Below are 20006 nucleotides of genomic sequence, written 5' to 3' on the forward strand. Positions count from 1 at the left end.
TAGCTGGAGTATTCTGCGATGAAACGCTGGCCAATCTACGACGAAGAACAAATAACCGATGTGGTAGAGGTTTTGCGATCCGGCCAGGTGAACGCCTGGACCGGCGACCATGTGAAGACCTTCGAACGCGCCTATGCGCGCAGCCTCGGCCGACGTCACGCGGTGGCGCTGGCCAACGGCTCGCTCGCGCTGGATCTTGCGATGAAGATCCTCCACATCGGCGCCGGCGACGAGGTGATCGTCACGCCCCGCAGTTTCGTCGCCTCCGCCGCCTGCGTCATGTTTGCCGGCGCCACGCCTGTCTTCGCGGATGTCGACCCGAGTTCTGGCAACCTTTCCGCCGAGACGATTGCGCCGAAGATAACGGCTCGAACAAAGGCAGTGATCGTCGTGCATATTGCCGGCTGGCCGTGCGATATGGCGCCGATCATGGAACTCGCAAAGCGCAGCGGCATAAAAGTCATCGAAGATTGTGCCCAGGCGCATGGAGCCGAATACAACGGACGACCGATTGGCTCCTTCGGCGACATAGCGGCGTTCTCGTTCTGCCAGGACAAGATCATCACGACGGGCGGCGAAGGTGGACTTGTCGCAATGGACGACAAGAAATTGTGGCTCGCTGCCTGGAGCCTCAAGGACCACGGCAAGAACTACGATCTGGTCTTTGCCCCCCATAGGGCGACAGGGTTTCGCTGGCTGCATGACAGCATCGGCACCAACTGGCGCATGACATCAATCCAGGCAGTGCTTGGCTTGCGGCAGCTCGAACGCCTGCCCGATTGGACTCGCCAACGCGAGCGAAATGCCAACATCTGGATAAAGGCGCTTGCTGAATTGCCGATGCTGCGCGCGCCCCAGCTCGGTTCGGAGCATAAGCATGCCTGGTACCGATGCTATTTCTACATCAAGCCCGAGCTGCTGTCTCCCGGATGGTCGCGCGACGAGTTGATCGCGGCCATCAATGCGGCCGGCGTCCCGTGCTTCTCGGGAAGCTGCTCGGAGATCTATCTCGAACATGCCTTCGCGGACGCCGGGGTAGCGCCGCCCGAACGTCTGCCGGTCGCACGGCAGCTCGGTGAAACGAGTATGGCTTTTCTGGTCGACCCGTCCTGGACGACCGAGGAGACCATGGCTGCCGCGTCGACGGCGCGGTCAATCCTTGTTACGGCTTCGCGCCAGCTCGAGGCAGCATGACAAAGGAACGCGCCATCAGAAAGGATGAAAACGTTCTAGCGTCTTCTCTGGCAGAGCTGCAGATAGTGACGTCGTCAGCAGCGCGGAACCTCACCCTTGCCCGTACAGAACGCAGTCTGCTCGGATTCGAACTGCCGGCCGCGGTTCGATTTTATCAGCAGATGATGCTCATCCGGCTCGTGGAGGAGCGCTTGCTCGATCTTTTTTCCCAAGGTCTGCTGTTCGGCACGACGCACACGTCCATTGGACAGGAAGCCAATGCGGTTGGCGTGATAAACGCTCTTGACCGGGACCGCGACATTGTCTGGAGCAACCACCGCTGCCACGGTCATTTCATTGCCTATTCGGGTGAAGTCGAAGGCCTGATAGCGGAGATCATGGGGCGTGTAACCGGCATTTGCGGCGGACGTGGCGGCAGCCAGCACCTGTGCTTCCGCAACTTCCACTCCAATGGCATCCAAGGGGGCATCGCGCCCGTCGCGGTTGGCAGCGCGCTGGCGCGAAAGGACGAGGGCGCCGTCGCAGTGGTGTTCCTCGGCGACGGCACGATGGGCGAGGGAGCCGTATACGAGAGCCTGAACCTTGCGTCTGTTTTCGCCGCCCCGGTGGTCTTTGTGATCGAGGACAACGAGATCGCCCAGACGACGCCCAAGCATCTGACCGTCTCCGGTTCGATCGTCGCCAGGGCCGAGCCGTTCGGCGTCCGCACGTTCGCCTATGATGGCAACGATCCGATCGCGATATATGAGCTCGCCCAAGAAGCCATAGGCTATGTACGCGCCGAATCCCGCCCTTGCTGGCTCTACTTGCGAACCGAACGGATCGGCCCGCACAGCAAGGGAGATGATACAAGGCCGGCGGAGCGTCTTGAGCAAGCTCGAGCCAGAGATCCCATACCTCCGATGCGCCAGCGCGTTGCGAACGCCGATGAGATCGACGCCTACTGCCTGAATGTCGTGGACCGCGCGGTCGAATCCGCCGCCGTGGCCGCCTTGGCGCGGGGCTGATCCATGCGTGTCGTCGAATCGATCAATCGCGCTCTACACGATCTCATGGGAGCCGATCTCCGTCTGGTGATTTTGGGTGAGGATGTTCTTGACCCCTACGGTGGCGCCTTCAAGGTCACCAAGGGTCTTTCGTCAGCCTACAAGGACCGTGTCTGGACCACGCCGATCAGCGAAGGCGGCATTGTTGGCATGGCGGCAGGCATGGCCATCAAAGGCCGGCCTGTGATCGTCGAACTCATGTTCGGAGACTTCATAGCGCTTGCTGCCGACCAGATCATCAACCACGTCGCCAAGTTCCGCTGGATGTACAACGACCAGGTTGAGGTCCCCGTCATCATCCGCGCTCCCATGGGCGGACGGCGCGGCTATGGGCCGACGCACTCGCAAAGCCTGGAAAAGCATTTTTGCGGCGTGCCCGGGCTGACGGTGCTTGCCACTCACGAGTATGCCGATCCTGGTACGCTTCTGCATCGGGCCTTCGCGTCGCGATCCCCTCACCTGATCATCGAAAACAAGGTGATGTATTCCAGGCCCGTGCTCGGACCCGACGCGCTTCCACATCCGGCGGATGCAGATGTCGTGATCCTGACATATGGGGGTTGCGTCGAGCACGCTGTCGCGGCCGCAAAGAAACTCGCGCAAGAGGAGGAAATCGCGACCAGCGTGGTGGCCGTCGAACAGCTGTCGCCCTTCCCTGGCGAGGATGTCCGAAGCCAGGTCGGCAACTGCACGCGTGTGGTCGCGGTGGAGGAAGGCTCTCCCGGCTGGGGCTTCGCGTCGGAGTGTGCGCGCGCGCTGATCGGTCGGGTCAAGCACTTCAGCGCATTGACCGGACCCGATCACCCCATTCCCTCAAGCCGCGACTGGGAGGACGATCTGCTGCCGGGTGTGAACGCCATCCAGGCGGCCTGCATCGACCTGTTCCAGAAAGGCTAAGCGTACATGACCGTGCTTGTCGAAGCCCCGCGGGTTAACGCCAACGAGGACAATCTCCAGCTCATCGAGATTCGGGTCGCACAAGGTGAAAGGGTCGAACAAGGCACCATTCTTTTCGTGCTTGAGACCACCAAGGCCGCAGTCGAAGTTGATGCTCCGGAGGCAGGAACTGTCGGCCTGCTGGACATCAAGGTCGGTGACTTCGTTCCTGTCGGCGCAACGCTTTGCAAAATCAGCGACGAAAATTTGAATGCCGTTGTCGGGGAAACCAGCTCGGCCGATGTCGGGGCAAGCGAGGTCGCGATAACGGCTAAAGCCCGCAAGGCCGCATCCGAGCTCGGGGTCGACCTTGCGGACGTCATTCCGTCCAATGGCCGCATTGGCGAAGCCGAAGTGCGCGCTGCTGCCGGTCGCCGATCCGGCGCCAAGAGAGCCGAACCGGGCGAGCCCAGTTCTGTCGCTTTCTCCAGGCGGGCCGTCATCATCGGCGGCGGCGGCCACGCTGCCTGTCTGATCGATGCTCTCGATGGTGCCGGATACGATATCGTGGGCTGCACCGATCAAGCGTTGCCCGCCGGCCATCACGTCTGCGGCGGTATTTCGGTAATCGGCACGGAAGACTGCCTGGAGCGCTTGCTTGCCGAGGGCACGCGCTATGCCTTCATCGGCATCGGAGGCGCCCAGTCAAGCCAGGTGAGGCGGGCAATGTATGAACGCGCCACCGCAATGGGCTTCGTTCTGCCGCCTGTGATCCATCCTTCCGCGATCGTCTCCAAGGCGACCAGGATTGGACATGGCTGCCATATTTTGGCCGGCGCGAGCATCGGTCCGCGCTGTACGATCGGTAACAACGTCATCGTCAATCAAGGGACTATTGTCTGCCACGACAGCCTCGTTCAGGACAATGCGCACCTGACACCAGGCGCCATCCTAGCCGGCGGAGTGGGCATCGGAGCCATGACCGTCGTGGGAATGGGCGCAACGGTGCTCCTGGGCGTCCAGATCGGCGCCGACTGCCTGATCCACAACGGCGCGCACATCAGCGCCAATGTCGCAGACAACACCATCGTCGACGCGCAGGGCCGCCGCCATCTCCGCTAATGCATGTCGCCCAAAGGCGATCTCCGGCTTGGGAAAGCGACATGGCGGGGCGGTTCGACGTGGCGGCTCTCGGCCGAAGGCCCGCCAATTCCGATCGGTGTCAGCCAAGCCGTACTTCGGTTGCGATCCAGCGGTCGCCGTTAAATCAGTCCCGCAATGCAGCTGTTAGTCATCCGGTGGAGTTTTCTGCGGCAGCCCACTACTTTTGGGCGGGGGTGTCCTTCGAATTCCCGAGCATTGCGAGACCTGGGATGGTGTACGGTGAAATGGTCTGCGGGATCCAATTTGGAGGCTCAGATGACCGTTGCACATCTCCATCCTCAGAACCCATCGGGTCCGCAGCATTTTCCCGTCGAAGCGTCAGCGAAGCGGGCTGGCGACAATTCGTTCAATGTAGCCGCGCATGGGTTGCGCGGCATTGCTTCTCTTATGGTCTTCTTCGCTCACCTCCTGGGCGGCACGGCGGAGCACGTCTACGCCTCCAATTCGGCCTATGTCGACCGCATTACGCCCTTCTGGAATTTCGGCACCTTCGGAGTCTGCCTTTTCTTCGTCATCAGTGGCTTCGTCATCCTGCCCAGTGCGATACGCTACAGTCCCGCTCAGTTTGCTGCCCGACGGTTCCTGCGCCTCTACCCTCTGTTTTTCGCACTAAGCCTGCTTTTCATCGTGCTGAACGCAACCACCAACTTTTATCCCGAAACCAACAATCTCACAGCGGTTCTGGCAGGACTGACATTCCTGAACCTTGCAACCCATACCGAGCAATTGACGCCGAACGCATGGAGCCTGACCTTCGAGGTCTGGTTCTATGTGTTTACCGCAGCATTCGTTTTCCTGACGGTTCGTCGCCCGACCAGGCTCGGCACAATTGCGCTCGGCCTTCTCGCGGCGCTCTTTGTCGCCCGTTATCCGATCGCATTGTACTTTCTTGCCGGCGGGCTGATTCGCCTTGCCTATGACCGATATGAATGGGTAAGCCTGGGCCGCCATCGGCTTGCCGAGAGTGGGGCGTTGGCAGCCTGCGTCTTTCTCGCCAGCCGCGGCCATTACGACTATCACTGGTCCGATTTCCAAAATGCCGAGCTTCCCTTGCTTATGGTCGCGACGGGGCTTTATTTCTTCCTTGCAGTGTCGCGGAACAGCTTAACGGCACTACTCCTTGGCAATCGGCTGCTTCGATACTTCGGAACGGTGAGCTACAGTCTGTATCTGGTGCATCCCTACACGTATTTTCTGACGCGCTCGCTGTTTTCCCGCGCCCATCTCTTTTCGGACAATGTTGCCGTATCAATGGGTGCCTTCATTTTGGTGGCGGCGGCGATCACCTGGGTGCTCACGCATTTCGCGAACAGAACGCTCGAGCTGTGGCCTTACGAATTTGTCTATCATCAGAAGATCTATCGCTCGAACTCGCAGCCAAGCGCAATGCGGCTTTGGCTGGCGTCAAATGCCAAACGTGCGGCATGGCTGCGGGGGTAGGACCGCCGTTGCGCGGCGACCTGCGGTTTTTGAGGCGGATAGATAGCAGACTGGTCGTAACACTGTTCTTAGGCCGCAAGCAGGGATGTAGCTCGCATTTGTGTGACGCGATGTAGGCGCGGGATCGTGATGACCAAGGGCGCAACAGCGACACCTCATGCTGGTGGGAGGACGAAATGGATCCACTTGTCATCGACGCCAAGCCTCAACCTATTTCAATCGATCCCGCTGACGCTGCCGTCCTCGTCGTGGACATGCAGAATGACTTCGGCTCCAGCGGTGGAATGTTCGACAGAGCCGGAATCGATATCTCCGGGATTCAACGGGCTGTCGGCCCTACTGCCAGCGTAATAGCTGCCGCTCGCGAACTGAGCATGCCCATCGTCTACCTGAAGATGGGATATCATCGCGACCTCTCGGACCTTGGAACATCGGACGCCCCCAACCGTATTCGACATCTCCAGATCTTCGGGGTCGGCGCGAACATGGCAGCCCCGGATGGCAGCGAGAGCCGGATTCTGATCCGCGACACCTGGGGAACAGATGTCGTCAACGACCTCAAGCCACAGGCAGGGGATATCGTCCTCTATAAAACGCGATTCAGCGGTTTCTACGAAACAGAACTCGATTCTGTTCTGAAAACCGCAGGCGTCAAACACCTCATCGTGACAGGATGCACGACCAGCGTGTGTGTGGAATCGACAATTCGGGATGCCTTCTTCAGGGACTATCGCTGCATACTGCTGACGGATTGCACCAGCGAGCCCATCGCCTGGGACGCCCCAAGGAGCAATCATGATGCCTCGATCACACTCGTTCAGATACTCTTTGGATGGACATCGACATCCGATCAATTCCTGAAGTCGGTCGCGGAGCGAGTTCACGGGCGTCTTGAACCAGCCGAATGAGCAGGCGAAGCTGCCTATCGTTCACCTCGGAGCACCGCGGCTGCCGCTCAGGGCCAGCGTAGATCAAGCCCAAACACAACCGATGTCTGGTCCCAATGCAAACCGGCAATCTCAGAGATCGCGACCATTCTCGAAAGGTGCCCCGACGCATCGCTTACGATTAGTCGTCCGACTTTGCCACAAGATCGGCGATGCGGGACACATCCGGCACGTAAAGCTCTTTCGCATGGCGTAGCACCAATCCGATGTTTTGCAGGTAGCTCAGTTCGCGTGCCACCGCCTCGCGGTGGGTGCCAATGCGGTGGGCCAGATCCGTATGGGTCGGGATAGGAGAAATCCTCGCTGAACCGTCGGCTCCGATGTCTTCGGCGCATAAGCGCAGGAGTTCCTTATGCACCCGGGACCGAACGTTGAGCGTCGAAAGCTCAACGATGTGCTCGACAAGCACTTGCTGACGTTCCACCAACAATTGCACAACGGCATGCAGGGCTTCAGGATCCTGCTTGACTATGTCCAGAAAGGCACGACTGCCGATCGAAGCGACAGTACATGGTCCCGCCGCTTCGACCGAATATGGCATCTGGATGTCGCCGCTCAAGGCAATTCCGTTAACAAGCGAGCCACGATGCGCGGGGGGGAGCGAAACGATCTTGCCGTTGCGGGTATAAACAAGCGCCCGAAGCTCACCCTCGAGCAGAAAAAAAAGCCGGTCGACACTTTCGCCGGCCGGGACCAGTACATCCCCTTCATTGAGATGCAACCAACGACAGCGACGGTCTATCTCGATCAGGGTGGACGACTTAACATTGCTGAAATGCTCGATATTTTTCAAATCCGGCCCGTGCATATGGTTGGCATCAGCTACGGAGGTGATCTCCCCGTCAGTCTGCGGGCCTGGATATCGAACGGGCGGTTGTTTCATTCTGGTCGCGCCCCCCTTGCAAAGGTTCGCAGCCGCTTCCGTTGCGGCTGCTCCCCAAGCTCAAGCAAATCACATCTACTAAAACGGTCCGTCAAGAACCATTATTCGTTGAGTGAGGCGGCACCCATATATTTCAATTCCGTATGGCAATCCCTTCATACGGCGTTGTGTTGAGTATGTAGGCAACTTCCGTACGGTTTCTGGCACGAAGTTTTTTCATCACATTCCGGATGTGTACCTTGACCGTGCTTTCACACATGTTGAGCTCGTACGCGATGACCTTGTTCGCCTTTCCTCGACGCAATGCCTCGATGACAGACATCTGACGCGAAGTAAAAGTGTTGTCTCCGTGCGGCTGCTGCTTGGTCGCGGGCTGGCCGTCGGTGACAGCGCGCCCTGAATGAAAGAGAACACTGGGCGGGACGAAGGTTCCGCCCGCCGCGACAAGCTGGATCGCCTTGGCGGCCACCTGCAACCTGACGCTGGTAGGAATATAGCCACGCGCGCCGTTTTCGACCACTTTGAGAATGTCCTCAAAGTTCTCGATATCCGATAGGATGACCACCCCTACCTCGGGCCTGGTCGCCTTCAGATGGCCTATCTGGGAAAGATGGTAGTCCGCCTGGGAGTTCGACCACATCACACACATCAGGACCGTCGAAACTCTCTGCGTTTCTTCGGGATCCGCCATGTCGAACGCTTCGACCGACGCGTAATGCTGAATATGAAATGATGGCTCGATGATTTCGAGGCTTCTGCTGAAGCAGTCACACATCAAAGGCCGGCCATCGATGATTGCAATCTCGATTCCCTCTCCCGAGGACGGTGAGAGACGATTGACGTCGAGAATAGATGGATATTGATCAAGATCAGTTTTGTCCGTCCGATCATTCGCAGGCAAAAAACTTGTCATGACTCACCCCCGCGCAAATCTCGCCCCAACGGAGATTTCGCTTTTAAACCCATACCTTAACACTTTAGTAATAGCTTGTGGACCGGAGGTGGTGGTGTGACAAAACGCACAGCGCGGCCAAAATTTCGGTTTCCCCAAGCAATCAAAGTGAAAAAGTCCTGGTTGCAGTATTATAGTTGGCTTCGCAGTCCATGCGCTTACCAATAGGGGGTAGCTACGGAAGTAGCGGTCACCCAGAATCGTTACGACAAAGAGCTAAACAGGGTGGCTATGTGAGCCGTTGGTCAGACCTTCGCTCAGAACGCGCATACTTTCTCGGCAAAACATAAAATTGTATTCAGGAGCCGGCACATTCCATATGCGGACCCTGCGGCATGAGACGTCGCAGCCAGCGCCCTTTCCCGTCGATTGGCCGCCTTAGCGAAGATGGAGGTGAGCCTTATTCGAGGCTTTGCCGCAAGTGCTGGCCCAGCCTGATAGCGAGCGCGACGATGGTGAGCGTGGGCATGTCGTTGCCTCCGGTCGGGAAGACGGAGCTGCCGGCGACGAACAGATTTGCGAGGCCGTGCACCTGGCACGAACTATCGACCACGCCGGTTCGCGGGTCATCGCTCATCCTCGTCGTGCCCATGTGGTGTCGAACCCAGTGATAAGGGATGTCTCGCTCTCCCGCCGCCTTTTCGTCCTGGCCTGTATGAATGGCGCTTCTGTGCCCCAGCCGCTTCATCTCTTCAGTGATGATTGTCTGGACACGCTCAAGCGTCCGTCGGACGAGAGGCCCCACATTCCATTGCAGCTTCACACGGGGCAGACTGAACTCGTCGAGCCTTGTATCGAGCGTGACGCGGCTTGCCGGATCCGGTTCTTGTTCGAGTATCGTATCAAAATGAAAATGCCTTGCACGCCGACGTGAGTGCCATGCCCGTTCGAAACCTGCCGACACTGCTCCCGCAGGATGCATCAGGATAGTTCGGCCGCATTTGATAAGATCGCGATGCAGGCGGCCTCTCCGCAGCCAGAAGGCAAGATACTGCAAGGCTTCGGAACCATCCATGTGATTGACGCAAGGTCCAGGCTTGATCCATGTGCGGGAATCAAGGAGGCGCTCGTTTGCGCGTATCTCGGGCCGCAGCGCCAGTCCGAACGCATCATTGGTGCCGCGGTTTTCAGGCGACAATCCGGTCCTGCGGGTCCAGGGCACGTGGAGGTCTATCATTTTGTCGGGTTGGCTGACTTGCAGGCTTCCCCATTTTACCCGGGGATGCTCCATGAAATAGCGGCCAACCAGGTCATACTGGTTTCCTATGCCATTCGGCGCCTGTCGGTTTGAAACAAGGAGCAGGCGCGCGTTTTCGATACCGCCACAGGCCAGCACGAAAAATCGCGCGTCAATCTGGAATCGTTTGTTCGGCGTGCTCGCTACCTCGATGGAGCGAACCCGCCTTCCGCAGTCGTCGGTGTCGAGCCGCAGCGCCGTGGCATGCAGCACGACCTGAACGTTTTTTGCGTCCTGAAGCTTCTTGCGAAGCGTTGCTCCGATATCCGGAGTGGGACTAAGAAAGCAGCGTTCCGAAAAGAGCGGCCCGTTTTCGGGCAGGACCGCGGAAGTCGGCCAATCGGTCAGCAGGTCGTCGATTCCGAGCAGCCGGGCTGCGGTCTCATAATGGGGTAGTAACGATTTATGGGCGACGGGCCACCCACTCAGGGGTATCCAGGGGCGATGCTCGAAATCGCCATGATCCAACATCTTGCACCATCCGCCCCAACCAGCCTTGCCTGTGCTTCCGCCGAACTGACGAAGGCGGCAAAGGTCAAGAGCTTCGTAGGGTTGACCCACGGACAGCCCGCGCGACAGCCGTTGGCGCCAGTGCTCGTACGTCATGCCGCCGCTTTCGATGACGCATATGCGATGCCGCATGCCTTCGAGTTGTGATGCTATCGCCAGGCCGGCGGCACCCGCTCCCACGATGCACACGTCCGCCTCCAGGCGCATCCCCTGCGGAAAGGCGTTGCAATCTTCAATCATGGCGTCGATCGGGCATGGCGTCGATCGGGACCAGAAATTGCACGCTTGTGAGAACAGCGTGGCCGTTTGCGCCCTGCCCCCAGCCCTATCTGACTGCTGGTCCCGCTGGCATCGGGCAGGCACGTTAAATCTGTCGTCCGAAGAAAACAAATGCGACGATACGAGCAACGGCGCGAGGACTGCCGGAGCCTCGCCCTGTGCTCCATTCGGTTAACCTCTGGAAGTTCGGCCACTGGCATTCCGTTGTCCAAGCCTGATCCTCTTGGCTGCCTCCGAACGCAACGCAGTTAAATTCGGCGCCACAATCGGATAATCCGGCGGCAAACCCCATTTCTGCCGATATTGCGCTGGCGTCATGCCGATGGACGTAAGATACCGCTTCAACGATTTCATCCGGCGTCCGTCCTCCAGATTGATGATGAAGTCAGGGGTCACCGACTTGCGGATCGGCACGGCCGGAACAGGTTTTGGTTCAGGCTGGTGATCGCCCACGGCAAGCTTTTGCAAAGCACGGCCGACATTCTGGATCAGGTCAATCAGGTCGGAAGGCGACGTCCGGTTCTTCCTGACATAGGCCGAAACAATATCAGCGGTTAGCTCAATGTGGTCGGCGGGGTCAGAGTCCATGAGTCCGCTCATTGCCTGAAGAAGATTACCTTCCGTGGCCGAGGCGCGGAGCACGTTCTGCATCGCTCATTGAAGGACTGCCCACCGTCACAGGAGAATGCTCCTGATGCCCCGCTCCTTGCATAGCCCAATGCCATCCCCAGGTGCCGTTTGTGTCAATTGTCCCTTGGCGGCAGCCGATCCATCCAAAAGTGGTACCGCCTGGCCGTGCCGATCCCGTGATGGCAGCGGCGAAACCGACAACAAAGGCGGCACAGCCAAGCCGGCAGGACCTGAGTGATCCGATGCCGGTGCGCACACATCGCGTACCGGCATCGACTGTTAAATCGATATCCAGCGCCGCCTCTCTGCGGCGGCTCGACTTGTTAAGGCTGTCGTGTCAGGAGCTTCATGGCGCGCGCGAAGTCACGATTATCCACGCGTCGCCCCTTGAATGATGCTTGCGCCTTGCGCTGCGCGAGCGCGCTCGGACCTGAGCGGCGCGGCTTGAGGAGCAACTCTTTCTACCACTCCGAGCCGGTATAACCCGCAGCTTCCTTCCACAATGCGAGTGCGATGCTTGGCGAGCGGCCTTTCACTTCAATGTCTTTGCCGCGGTACTTTCCAGCCGCAATCCACACTGTCTTCGAACGCTGATAGATGTTGACGTCGAGGGCGCTGGCTAGAGCCTCCCAGTCCGTACGTTTCGAAAAATCCATCCGACCCCCGTCTCTCCATAATGTGGAGCAGTAACGAACATGGCGCATGAGAGTTCCCGGATGGTGGGGACTTCACCAGTGGGTCGCGCAAACCGGTCGCACAGCGCCGGACCGACCGGCATCCGCCGACCCGACCTTTGTCCCGGAATCGGCAAAACGATCAGATGAAAGAAGCACTGAAGCGGTCAGTGAGCCTGTCAAAAGAATGTGTTTGATCATGATAAGCCTCCAAAAGAGGGCATTGCTTATCCCGCGGATATGAATAGTTTTTTTCGAGGAAAATCGCGGATATATCGATTAATTCTCTGCATCCGTTAAATCAGATGGGACCTCTGTATGTATGTACATATTGTACAAAGAGAGCCCTTACACACTGATCTTCGTCTTGGCCCCGAACTGCCGAATGGCGATCCATAGACGGCATGCGGGTAAGGGGAAACGTAACGGCGGAAGCATGCAAAGCTTACTTGATACAAATTGTTGTGAACCCCCTTCTTCTCAAAAAGGGTCTACATTCTTGTAGGGCGCGCTAAGTGAGGTCTTTGGCATGGGGCCGTTATCGCGAAGGACGTTTGCACAGGGAACAGTTCTGGGCCTGTTACACTGGCTTGGCTTTACCAGCCCTGGCAAAGCGGCCGCTCAATCTTCAACTGGCGTAACGGTTATCGCCGGGGGCAGACCTGCGGTAACGCTCGTTACTTCGGACCAACCGAGTGGCTCTGTCCACTACGCCGCCACGGAACTCGGCTGGCACATAGGAAAAGCGACCGGCATCCAACCTGCCATCACAACTGAAAGCCATGTCTCGCCGGCTGGCCTGCGTAACGCCGCCCATATCTTTCTGGGCGACACCCGGTTCGCCCGGGAGGCCGGAATCACCTTCGGCGCATTGCCGCGTGAAACCTGTATCATCCGAACCGTCGGCAACCATCTGTGCATCGCCGGCCTCGATCATCCCGGCAGTGCACTCGACCAAAACACGTCCGCGGGCACCCTCTTCGGCGTGTACGAGCTCCTTGATCGCTATTTCGGTGTCCGATGGCTATGGCCAGGTGAGCTGGGAACGTTTGTCCCAAAGGCACAGTCCTTGGTGATCCCTGCGCTTGATCACGTCGTTACGCCTCGGTTCATGCAGCGTCGCGTGCGCCCTGGGGCTGGCTTCACGAGCGAAGAACATCCCGAAATGGGTTTCACCGCAGCAGCGGCGAAAGAATACATGAAAGCACAGGCCACGTTCCTGCGTCGCCACCGAATGGGCCGCAGAGTACCCACGAACTACGGTCACGCTTTCGTCGACTGGTGGCAGCGGTATGGCACCGAGCATCCCGAATGGTTTCAATTGGTCAGAGGCAAACGGGGCCCGGTGAGGCTGGGCGCTCGCTTCTCGATGTGCATTTCCAATCCGGGCTTGCGAGAAGAGATCGTTTCGCAATGGCGTGAGCATCGGAGCGCCTCTGCGGGACAACCAACTTTCGTCAATGCGGTCGAGAACGATATTCCAGGGCAGTGCGAGTGCGAAGTATGCAAGGCGCTGGATGGCCCAGAGCCGCCTGACTATCGAAAGTTCATTCCGTCGAAGTCGAAGATCGCCAGCAAGCCTTTCGTATCGGACCGCTATGCGCGTTCATGGCAGGCCATTCAGCGGATAGCCGCCAAAGACGACCCTAACGCGGTCGTGGTGGGATACGCCTATATGAACTACTTCGCGGCACCGACATCGGGAATCAAGTTGAACCCGAATATCCTGATCGGGTTTTGCCCATCGGCGTGGTACTATCCACGCAACGGCGAAGAGCAGGACTGGATAAAAGACCAGTGGCGCGGATGGGCGGCAACGACTGCCCAGGTGTTCATGCGCACCAACTATTTCCTGGATGGCTACTGCATGCCCCATATATTCGCCGGCCAGTTCGCCGACGAGTTTCAGAACGCGGCGCGAAACGGGATGGTCGGAACCGACTTTGACTCGCTGACAGGCCATTGGGCGACGCAAGGTCCAAATCTCTATTTGTTGATGCGCCTGCAGACACATCCCGAGACTGCCATGGAGTCATTGTTGTCGGAATATTATTCAGCCTTCGGACCTGCGGCCGACGACGTCAAAAGCTATTTTGATTATTGGCAAGCGTATACTTCGAACGCTCGCGCCCAGCTGCGGGACGGGTTCGAGGCTCTTGGAGCATCTCGTTGGCGAAGCTGGGCAAAGGCGGCGCACGCTGTCTATCCAGAGGAGAGTTTCGCGCCGGCGGAAGCCTTGCTTGACAGGGCGGCCGCCTCCGCAATCCAAGATCCGGAAGCCTCAATGCGGGTGAAGTTCCTTGAGCTGGGATTGCAGCATGCGAAGCTGTGCTCGCGAGCGGCCAGCAAGCTCACGCTCGGCGATCCGCAATCCACCTATGAGCGCGGGAAGCCGGAACTGGAAGCGTTGCTGCAGTTTCGGCGCTCATATGAGCATATCTGGATATCCAACATGAACCACTGCGCGTGGGTGGAGAGCCAGAGTTGGATCCTGCCGGGCTTTGCGATTCAATCTCCGGACCTTGATCCGGAATGATCCATCTATTTTGAAGGACGTTGCGGGAAGCTAGCTGGCCAAGCCGCACGATATCGCGCCCTGGCCAGCTAGGGAGAGGTGGTCGGCGTTGTGCCAGGCACTGCCGACTGTGCTCGGTGCAGTTGCGGGAGCGCTTCTGTCCATGAACGGGGGGACTGCGTCAAGACAGGCGACAGACGCGACAATCACCTCGCAATTTTTCCTCAATCGCCGGAGAGGACACGTCGTGCTGCGCGGAAGTCGGTGCCTGGCTCTGGTTTCCAGATGTGAGGCCGAGACTTGCCGGACTGCATTTTTCCTGTGCGGCTTTGAGCTGTGTTAACGTTGCCCTTGAACCGGTGAATCGGACCGAGGGGACTAGGGACCGAAACCCGAATTTCATCCTGTTTGGCTGACACCTCCCGTTGTTTTGGGAGTTGTGAACCACCTGGGCATTTCGCGATTCGAAGGCGAACCGTCAACCTCGCACTAGAGTATTGTTAGGCCCAGGTACTTCCCACCTCCCTTTATAGAACAAGGGAAGTCTGTAACCTATGACTGCAAATTGTAAGCTGACAGTTTGGGGCTACTCCGTTCGGATACCGTGTGTTGCCGACGGCAAGGGCCGCGGGACCGATGGCAGCGGCCGTGGCGGCAATGGCCATGCTCAACCAGCGAGTTCATCAGATCCCTGGCACCCAAGGTCAACGTCACAAGAGTCCGCAAGCGTGGCCAGGAACATGGAACAACCGCTCTCAGCAGCAGTTGTCCGGTTCAGGAGGCGATATGAGCGCGACGATCGAGTTCTTTCGAACCTGGCTGCAGGAGAATGTCGGAAACCTGGCCGCCGACACGCAAGTCAGCGTTACAGTGTTGGCCCAGCAATTCGAGCAGGATGCGGACGCCGCAGGATATGGGCGCGAGGTTCGCGAAGAAGATATCGGCAACATAGAGGACGCCATCCAGCAGGCCCTCGACAAGGCGAACGCAACCAACGGCCGGCAGCCAGTTCCGGAAGAAGATGGCGCGCTCACGCCGATCATCGAAGGTCTTGAGGCTGCGGAGCCTGAACACTCAGTGTCTGCCGCCGGTGACGGCCGTAAGGAAGAGAGCTGACGAGCGCCTACAGCCGAATACCGGATCGTTAGTCCGGCGTATGGGCTGGGTTGATCAGCGAGGGAAGCCGCGCACAGGATGATCTTCTTCACGAGCGACACTCATTTCAACGATCCACGCATCCTGCGAATCGACCGGCGGCCGTTCAGCTCGCTGGCGACGCATGACGCGGCGCTGATGAGCCTCTGGAACGAGACCGTCGGCTCGGACGACGAGATCTGGCATCTGGGTGATTTTGCCCGCCCGAGGGCCGGCATCGAAAACATCCTGTCGCAGCTCAACGGGCGCAAGCACCTGATCATCGGCAATAATGACGGAAGCGATGCAACGCTCGCATCTGGCTGGGCCAGCATCCAGCACTATGCGGAACTGGTGGTGGACGGCACCCTCCTCATCCTGTGCCATTATCCGTTTCGGACCTGGAATCAGATGGGCAAGCAATCGGTAAATTTGCACGGCCATTCGCATGGCAAGCTGAAGCCGGTTACTCGCCAGCGTGATGTCGGCGTTGACGTGTGGAATTTCCGGCCGGTTTCCCTGCCGATGCTACTCAGCAAGCATAACCGTCGATCAGGCTGAGCGTGGCCCTCGCCACGGACCGGCAGTCGTCATTTATACAGTTCTGGATGTGCTTCGCTCAGCATCAAAGCCGGACAAGAATGAAGATCGATCACGATTTTCCGTTACAGGAACAACAAGGACGGCGCTCCGTTGGGAAAGTGATCGCAACAAGCGATTTAACCAATGGAGACACTTATGATGAAAACGATCTTCGTCGCATCCGCCCTGTCCTTAGCGCTCGCCACATCCGCTCTGGCCCAAACGAGCGGCTCGGGCAATGCCGGTGGTACCGCAGGTGGCGGCATGAACAACAGCGGCACGAGCGTCAACGGCTCCGGCAACACCACGGGTACCGTCACAACTGATCCGAATGCGACGAACTCGACCACGACAACGCCCAACGGCATGAATGACCGTTGCAAGGACACTGCGGGCAATGACGTCGACACCAATACCGCCAGCGGCACTGCCACCTCGCCGTCCCAGAATTGCAACAAGTAGTTCCGCCAGCAGAATTCAGCTCAGGCCCGGCGATGACCGGGCCTGAGACGTCACCTCGAATCGCAAGGCTGGGCCTATCGAAAGACTGAGTGCGTGACCGCTACAGCGTCTTGGAGTACCAAGCCTTGAGCCTCTCAGTCGCACGCGATCGGCAGCGGTTTCGTTTTACCGGTCAATCTGGCTCCCAGCGTCAGGGTATTCGGGAACCCGCTCACGAACGTGTTCATCGCGGCAGCGGACATCGGATGGGAGGCAAGACGTGCCAACAAGGCAGCCACGCGAATGCGGGTTGCAAATTGCCGGTTCCAGGCCTTCGAATAGCGGCGTCCAACAGCAATCCTCGCCGCCCGGTCCCAACGGTCGAACCTGGCCAGTTCATTGGCCAACAACCAGCCTGACTGCAACCCCATCGAGATGCCTTCAGCGATGATGGGATGGGACTCACCGGCGAGGTTGCCCACCCGAAATATGTCGTCGGCAAAACGTGGGCGTATGCCAGGCCGCATGGGACCTGCCGCGAGCCATTCGCCATCGAGCGTGGCATCCACGATCGTGGAGGCGACACGGGGACAGGAAGCAAGGATATGCGCATGAACAGCTTGGGCTGCCGACGAGGCGTTGCCTTTTTCGCGCAGCCTGATCAAGACGTCGCGGCGTATGCAGCACGACAGCGACATCCTGTTCCGGTCGGCCCAGACCATGCCGCCATAGCCGCCCGGAAATGCCAACAGGGGCATGAGGTCGCGGTCGAGCTCAGCGCCGGTGAAATGAGCCTTGAACCCGAAAAGATCGTGCGGCGCGTTGGTTTTCGGCAGGTTCGTCGGAAGCCTTCCTTGCTCCCAGGAGCCATGCGCGGCGATCACGACCGGCGCGACGAGAACTCCCTGATCGTGCTTGCTTTCGATCCGAACCGTAGCGTTGTCACCATCGGTGGTGATCTCCGCCGCCCGCCAAGGCTGAAACACGTCGGCTCCGGCATCCCGAGCCGCATCCAAAAGTATGCCATCCAGAACGTCGCGCCCGAGCGCGCGCCCAAACGCATCTCCCACGGCTCGCGGCATGCCCGCCTCTGGGCCCGGACCCGATGCAAAAAGTGCAACCCGCTTGACCTCCGGACCGGCTTTGGCGCGAACCGCGGTGCCTCCGCCCAATCTATCCAACAGATCCAGATTGACCGCGGACATGAACTCCCCGCAGACTTTGCGGCGCGGGAATTCACTTCGTTCGACGATGGCAACGGCGCGCCCCTGGCCGCTCAAAGCCAAGGCCACGGAAGAACCACTTGGCCCGGCGCCTATGACGATGGCGTCGTACATCATGGCAAACCTTCCGAAGCGCGGTCGACGGCTAGGAAGGCGTGGGTAAACGGTCCAATTCTGCGTTCTGCACATTGGTGCCTGAATTCCGAGGGCCATAGGCTGGAAAGCTCATGACCCGCAAACCCCGCGCGGACGCTTGCCGCCGCATCGTGCAAAGTCACCTCATTCGCGCCAATGACATGCAGAAGCGAGCAGGCTCTTAAGGCAATGGCGTTTCGTCTCGGCTCGGTGGCGAGAAACACTGGCGCCAGAGTGCGAAGCGCCAAAAACAGGCGTTTCAGGGCTGCGTCCGAAAAATGGTGCAGAAACAAGTTGGCCACTACCACATCGAAGGCGCCGGCGCGGGGCCTTTCGACCCATTCGAAGACATCATCGGTGATGGTTTCGATTCGCCAACCAAGTGCGGAGAAATCAGCGAACCGCCTGTCCGAAATGAGGTTGAACTGGTCAAGCAAGACCAGGTCTACATCTGTCCAGCGCCGGGCGAGGCGCTTTGCGACGGAAAGCATGAATGCTCCATCGCCGGAACCGATTTCCAAAAATCTGGGTGGGCTTTTGCGCACGTTTGCCTTCAACAGGCTGGCCATGATCGCGCTCTGAAACATCAGTGCGTTTATCCAAGCGAGGTCACGCCGCGAACCGACGGCCCTTGGATCGTCGGGAGGCAAATTGTCGAGCAGTTCCCGCTCGATCCGACGATGGTCGAGATCATTGGCCATTAGGTATCGCCGGCTGTGTGGAACATCATCGTCTCGGTCGTCAGGCCAGGCCCAAATGCCATGGCACAACCCACACGGTCTTCCTTTGTGGCCTCGCGCAGCATTCGCTCGAGTACGAACATGACGGTAGCAGAGGACATGTTTCCGTTTTCACGAAGGACCTCGCGGGAGGCCGATAACGCATCGGCACGGAGATTCAGCGCGCGCTCCACTGCGTCGAGAACGGAGCGCCCGCCCGGGTGGACGGCCCAGAGATCGACGTCGGAAACGCTCTTGTTTCCCAGAATGCTGCCGATGTCTGTGCCGAGTGCGTGGTGAATTGCAGCGGGAACCTCTCCCGACAACACCATGTCGAAACCGTCGTCATGTATGTTCCAGCTCATGAGGTCGCGGCTGCCGGCATCAACGAGCGCGTGAAAACTATCCAGTCCTATGCCAAAAGGGCTGGCGCTTACCGACGCAGCCGAGCAGCCATCGCCCCACAGGCAGAACGAGAGCAGTTTTTCGAGGTCGGAGGTCTCCTTGAGATGGAGCGTACAGAGTTCGATGCTGACCACCAGAACCCGGGCCTCGGGTTCTGACCGGATGATGTGTCGTGCCTGCTTGAGTGCGTTGATCGCTGCATAGCAACCCATGAAGCCGATGATTGTGCGCTCGATGGAGGTCGGCAGGTTGCACCGGGCAATTATTTCCAGATCCAGGCCGGGGGCGGAAAACCCCGTGCAGGTGGTGACGATCAAATGCGTGATACGGCTCCTGTCCTGACCGTGAAGGAGCTTCTCCACGGCCTGTTCAGCCAGAGCGGGCGCTGTGGCCGCGAACATCTCCATGCGCTTTGCCGTGCCTGGAAACGCGCCCCGTTTGAAAACACCCTCCAAATCGACACTTGGGCCTTCAGGATCATCGGCGGGCGCAAAGCACGAATAACGATGCTCTATTCCGCATCTGTCCGCCATGCGATCAAAGATCGCCCGGCGACGGGGATCTGCAGTCAGTTGGGAGCCGGCAAATTGAAGAAAGAACCGGTGAACGCCATTCTCCGGAACGGCTGCCGCAATCCGATTGATGAAAGCTTGAGCGGGCATTTTTCCTCGGCCTACAGCTTTAGGCTGGTGTACCGCGGGCGTGACTACGAACCCGACCGGGTCGGGACCAGCCCCTGGGAATGGTAAACACTTCATAAACGTCTGGGACGGATGAAAGCTTCCCTCGTCCTCGACGATTTCCAAGGTGCCGGCCTATGGCGGCACCAAGCGCAATTGGAGGCATCCTCGCTGTCGGCTGCGCAGGCGGGCGAGCGTCGAACGTCGGCACCGTACCGCGACGGTTGCCGCATTCGCGTCAGGACGGATGGCATCGCGGCCGCCATGTGGCCAGACGAGTCATCCATTCCTTGACCGGCCAAGGCCTTGGCCAGTCGACCGCGATCTCGGTTGGACCGGC

General features: G+C 58.9%; 19 protein-coding genes. 10 read left to right on the plus strand and 9 right to left on the minus strand.

The window, feature by feature from the left end:
• The first annotated feature begins 18 nt into the window (after positions 1-18).
• Genes FJ964_RS24520 through FJ964_RS24530 form a run of 3 tightly spaced genes read left to right on the plus strand, consistent with a single transcriptional unit; the run spans position 19 to position 3137 of the window.
• Positions 19-1194, plus strand: coding sequence for a DegT/DnrJ/EryC1/StrS aminotransferase family protein (locus FJ964_RS24520; RefSeq protein WP_140552783.1), 1176 nt, complete (start codon positions 19-21; stop codon positions 1192-1194).
• Positions 1191-2201, plus strand: a complete 1011-nt coding sequence (locus FJ964_RS24525; protein WP_140552784.1) for a thiamine pyrophosphate-dependent dehydrogenase E1 component subunit alpha — start codon at positions 1191-1193, stop codon at positions 2199-2201. Before FJ964_RS24520 ends, FJ964_RS24525 begins: the two co-directional genes overlap by 4 nt.
• A gap of 3 nt (positions 2202-2204) precedes the next feature.
• Positions 2205-3137 carry a transketolase C-terminal domain-containing protein gene (locus tag FJ964_RS24530; protein WP_140552785.1) on the plus strand — a complete coding sequence of 311 codons (933 nt, stop codon included), beginning with the start codon at positions 2205-2207 and terminating at the stop codon, positions 3135-3137.
• On the opposite strand, the gene FJ964_RS31505 is transcribed toward FJ964_RS24530, so the two are convergent.
• The gene (locus FJ964_RS31505; protein WP_246676222.1) at positions 3054-3701 is read right to left on the minus strand and encodes a hypothetical protein; all 648 of its coding nucleotides are present in this window, start codon (positions 3699-3701) and stop codon (positions 3054-3056) included. The two genes, FJ964_RS24530 and FJ964_RS31505, sit on opposite strands and share 84 nt — an antisense overlap.
• Between FJ964_RS31505 and FJ964_RS31510 the strand changes: the two genes are divergently transcribed.
• The 3 genes from FJ964_RS31510 to FJ964_RS24545 all read left to right on the plus strand — a co-directional run bounded on the left by FJ964_RS31510 (position 3651) and on the right by FJ964_RS24545 (position 6628).
• Entirely contained in the window at positions 3651-4238 is a 588-nt protein-coding gene (locus FJ964_RS31510; protein ID WP_246676221.1) for a DapH/DapD/GlmU-related protein, read from the plus strand. The two genes, FJ964_RS31505 and FJ964_RS31510, sit on opposite strands and share 51 nt — an antisense overlap.
• A gap of 297 nt (positions 4239-4535) precedes the next feature.
• Positions 4536-5720: an acyltransferase gene (locus FJ964_RS24540; protein ID WP_181172606.1), complete on the plus strand. Its 1185-nt coding sequence runs from the start codon at positions 4536-4538 to the stop codon at positions 5718-5720.
• 176 nt (positions 5721-5896) lie between these two features.
• Positions 5897-6628 carry a cysteine hydrolase gene (locus FJ964_RS24545; protein WP_140552788.1) on the plus strand — a complete coding sequence of 244 codons (732 nt, stop codon included), beginning with the start codon at positions 5897-5899 and terminating at the stop codon, positions 6626-6628.
• A gap of 160 nt (positions 6629-6788) precedes the next feature.
• On the opposite strand, the gene FJ964_RS24550 is transcribed toward FJ964_RS24545, so the two are convergent.
• The 5 genes from FJ964_RS24550 to FJ964_RS24570 form a co-directional block, all read right to left on the minus strand.
• The gene (locus FJ964_RS24550; RefSeq protein WP_140552789.1) at positions 6789-7550 is read right to left on the minus strand and encodes a Crp/Fnr family transcriptional regulator; all 762 of its coding nucleotides are present in this window, start codon (positions 7548-7550) and stop codon (positions 6789-6791) included.
• A 133-nt stretch (positions 7551-7683) separates the two neighbouring features.
• The gene (locus tag FJ964_RS24555) at positions 7684-8463 is read right to left on the minus strand and encodes a response regulator transcription factor (RefSeq protein WP_140552790.1); all 780 of its coding nucleotides are present in this window, start codon (positions 8461-8463) and stop codon (positions 7684-7686) included.
• Positions 8464-8902: 439 nt separating this feature from the next.
• Positions 8903-10489 (minus strand): GMC family oxidoreductase, encoded by a 1587-nt coding sequence (locus FJ964_RS24560; RefSeq protein ID WP_140552791.1) that lies wholly within the window; start codon positions 10487-10489, stop codon positions 8903-8905.
• A gap of 210 nt (positions 10490-10699) precedes the next feature.
• Positions 10700-11116 carry a MucR family transcriptional regulator gene (locus FJ964_RS24565; protein ID WP_140552868.1) on the minus strand — a complete coding sequence of 139 codons (417 nt, stop codon included), beginning with the start codon at positions 11114-11116 and terminating at the stop codon, positions 10700-10702.
• Between the two features lie 503 nt (positions 11117-11619).
• Positions 11620-11814, minus strand: coding sequence for a hypothetical protein (locus FJ964_RS24570; protein WP_140552792.1), 195 nt, complete (start codon positions 11812-11814; stop codon positions 11620-11622).
• A 547-nt stretch (positions 11815-12361) separates the two neighbouring features.
• On the opposite strand from FJ964_RS24570, the gene FJ964_RS24575 reads away from it, so the two are divergent.
• The 4 genes from FJ964_RS24575 to FJ964_RS24590 all read left to right on the plus strand — a co-directional run bounded on the left by FJ964_RS24575 (position 12362) and on the right by FJ964_RS24590 (position 16525).
• Positions 12362-14368: a DUF4838 domain-containing protein gene (locus FJ964_RS24575; RefSeq protein ID WP_140552793.1), complete on the plus strand. Its 2007-nt coding sequence runs from the start codon at positions 12362-12364 to the stop codon at positions 14366-14368.
• A gap of 765 nt (positions 14369-15133) precedes the next feature.
• The gene (locus FJ964_RS24580; protein ID WP_140552794.1) at positions 15134-15463 is read left to right on the plus strand and encodes a DUF768 domain-containing protein; all 330 of its coding nucleotides are present in this window, start codon (positions 15134-15136) and stop codon (positions 15461-15463) included.
• 78 nt (positions 15464-15541) lie between these two features.
• Entirely contained in the window at positions 15542-16042 is a 501-nt protein-coding gene (locus tag FJ964_RS24585) for a metallophosphoesterase family protein (protein ID WP_140552795.1), read from the plus strand.
• A 177-nt stretch (positions 16043-16219) separates the two neighbouring features.
• Positions 16220-16525 carry a hypothetical protein gene (locus FJ964_RS24590; protein ID WP_140552796.1) on the plus strand — a complete coding sequence of 102 codons (306 nt, stop codon included), beginning with the start codon at positions 16220-16222 and terminating at the stop codon, positions 16523-16525.
• A 134-nt stretch (positions 16526-16659) separates the two neighbouring features.
• Here FJ964_RS24590 and FJ964_RS24595 read toward each other — a convergent pair whose 3' ends face one another.
• The 3 genes from FJ964_RS24595 to FJ964_RS24605 are packed head-to-tail and all read right to left on the minus strand — an operon-like array spanning position 16660 to position 19744.
• Positions 16660-17844, minus strand: coding sequence for an NAD(P)/FAD-dependent oxidoreductase (locus FJ964_RS24595; protein WP_140552797.1), 1185 nt, complete (start codon positions 17842-17844; stop codon positions 16660-16662).
• A complete protein-coding gene (locus tag FJ964_RS24600; protein ID WP_140552798.1) occupies positions 17841-18563 on the minus strand; it encodes a class I SAM-dependent methyltransferase in 723 nt (240 codons plus the stop codon). The genes FJ964_RS24595 and FJ964_RS24600 overlap by 4 nt, the downstream gene beginning before the upstream one ends.
• A complete protein-coding gene (locus tag FJ964_RS24605) occupies positions 18563-19744 on the minus strand; it encodes a type III polyketide synthase (RefSeq protein ID WP_318012748.1) in 1182 nt (393 codons plus the stop codon). Before FJ964_RS24605 ends, FJ964_RS24600 begins: the two co-directional genes overlap by 1 nt.
• Between the last annotated feature and the right edge of the window lie 262 nt (positions 19745-20006).

It is taken from the genome of Mesorhizobium sp. B2-3-2 (genome assembly GCF_006442295.1).
Taxonomy (GTDB): Bacteria; Pseudomonadota; Alphaproteobacteria; order Rhizobiales; family Rhizobiaceae; genus Mesorhizobium.